This window comes from Frankia sp. AgKG'84/4, assembly GCF_023242965.2.
Taxonomy (GTDB): Bacteria; Actinomycetota; Actinomycetes; order Frankiales; family Frankiaceae; genus Frankia.
In genome coordinates this window covers 1-2,311 of record NZ_JALKFU020001260.1, presented here as the reverse complement: position 1 = coordinate 2,311, position 2,311 = coordinate 1, and the positions used below count along the sequence as shown (strand labels likewise).

Below are 2,311 nucleotides of genomic sequence, written 5' to 3'. Positions count from 1 at the left end.
ACCGGGAGCAGGTGCGCCGGACGCGGCGGGCGCACCAACCCGGCGCAGAGCGGCCCCCCGTGGTCGCGGTGGCGGGGCAGGCGGCCAGCTGATCAGTCTGGTGGTGCTGCCCGCGGCGGTGTTCGCGCTGTTCATCGGCGTCTGGTACGCCGTTTCGGAAGGAATGCTCAACCAGCAGCAGCGGTTCATGCTGCCGCCGCCGCACGAGGTCGTCCGCCTTGGTTTCCTCGACGGGAAGAACTTCTCGTCAATGATGAGCGCGCTGAAACTGACCTGCGAGGTCACCTTCGCCGGGCTCGCCATCGCGATCGTTCTCGGGGTGCTCGTCGCGGTGGCGATGAGCCAGGCCAAGTGGATCGAGAACTCGCTCTACCCGTGGGCCGTCGTCGTGCAGACCGTGCCGATTCTGGCGTTGACGCCGGTGCTGAGCTTCTTCTTCGGGTTCGCGCTGACGAGCCGAATCATCGTCTGCGTCATCATCGCGTTCTTCCCGATCGTGTCGAACACGCTGTTCGGGCTGCAGTCGGTCGACCGGGGTATGCATGAGCTGTTCAACCTGCACCACACCGGGCGGTTCACCCGGCTGTGGAAGCTGCAGATCCCGGCGGCGCTGCCGTCGATGTTCACCGGGTTCCGCAACGCGGCGGGGCTGGCCGTGATCGGCGCGATCGTCGGGGAGTTCGCCTTCAAGCAGGGCGATCCCGGTCTCGGCACGAACATGTCGGTGTTCACCTCCCGCCTGGAGGGTGAGCGCCTGTGGGCGACCACGCTCACCGCGAGCCTGCTCGGCGTCGCGGTCTTCGTCTTCTTCGGCTGGCTCTCGCGTCGCGTCGTCGGCCGCTGGTACCAGCCGAAGCGCGGCTGACCCGTCCCGCGGCACCACCCGTCCGGCCCGCTCGGGCTGTTCACGTTCTGGCCCACCCGGGCCAACAGATCCAGGGGGAGACCTCACTTGAGCACATTTCGGCGACGTCCCGCGCGACTGGTCGCGCTGACGGCGACCGCCACCGCGCTGGCCCTGTCCGCCGCGGCCTGTGGCAGCAGCGGCAGCGACGGGACGTCCAGCGCGGCCGCGCCGTCGGCGGCCGGCGGCGCTGTGCCCGCCCAGTACGACCTGAAGGCGGCGGGCTGCCCGTCGACGGTCGTGCTGCAGACGGACTGGAACCCGGAGTCCGAGCACGGCGGCCAGTACCAGCTCCTCGGGCCCAACCCGAAGATCAACTCGGGGGCGAAGTCGGTCACCGGCGAACTCGTCGCGCACGGCGGCGTCGGCACCGGGGTGAAGCTGGAGATTCGCGCCGGCGGCCCCGCGGTCGGCTTCCAGACCGTGACGTCGCAGCTCTACAAGGACTCGAACATCACGCTGGGCTACGTCAGCACCGACGAGCAGATCGCCCTGTCGAAGACCCAGCCGACGGTGGCGCTGCTCGCCGGCCTGGAGAAGAGCCCGCAGATCATCCAGTGGTCGCCGGACAAGCACCCGGACTGGAAGACGATCGCCGACATCGGCAAGACGAACACGAAGGTCCTGTACTTCCAGGGCGCCGCGTACATGGACTACTTCACCGGCTCGGGCATTCTCAAGGCCAGCCAGATCGACGGCAGCTACGACGGGACGCCGACGAACTTCGTCGCCTCCGGCGGGGACGTCGCCGTGCAGGGTTTCGCCACCTCGGAGCCCTACACCTACGCCCACGAGATCCGGTCGTGGAACAAGCCGATGAAGTACCAGCTCATCGCCGACGCTGGTTTCAACTTCTACCAGCAGGCGATCGGCGTGCGCAAGGACAAGCTCGCCGCCCTCACCCCCTGCCTGCAAAAGCTGATTCCCATCATGCAGCAGGGCATCGTCGACTTCGTCGGTAACCCGGCGGCGACGAACAAGCTGATCCTCAACCTCGTCGACAAGTACAACAACGGCTGGGTCTACAGCGCGGGTGTCGCGAACTACGCGGTGTCCACGATGAAGTCGCTGGGCATTGTCGGTAACGGTTCGAACAGCACGCTCGGCGACTTCGACGACACGCGACTACAGAAGCTCATCGATATCCTGGGCCCGATCTACCAGCAGCAGAACAAGCCGATCCAGGCCGGGCTGAAGCCGTCCGACCTCGTCGACGGCAGTCTGCTGGACGCGAAGATCGGACTGGGTTCCTGATGGGGACGGGTAGCTGACGGAGATGTCGGATTCCACCCTCGCGGCTTCGCGGGGCGGCCAGGCCGGGGGGGGGGGGGGGCGGGGGGGGGGTGGGGTTTTATCTTATTATATCACTCCTCAAAAAAATCTTTAAGTATTTTTTCTTTTTTTCTT

Annotated in this window: 2 protein-coding genes; both read left to right on the top strand. The window is 66.3% G+C overall.

All coding sequences use genetic code 11. The features are described 5' to 3' along the window. Positions 1 to 865 (top strand): ABC transporter permease (locus MXD58_RS29420; protein WP_374616832.1); only part of this gene is annotated, 865 nt, incomplete at its 5' end. Between the two features lie 87 nt (positions 866 to 952). Next, positions 953 to 2,158, top strand: a complete 1,206-nt coding sequence (locus MXD58_RS29415; RefSeq protein ID WP_248841163.1) for an ABC transporter substrate-binding protein — start codon at positions 953 to 955, stop codon at positions 2,156 to 2,158. Positions 2,159 to 2,311: the final 153 nt, after the last annotated feature.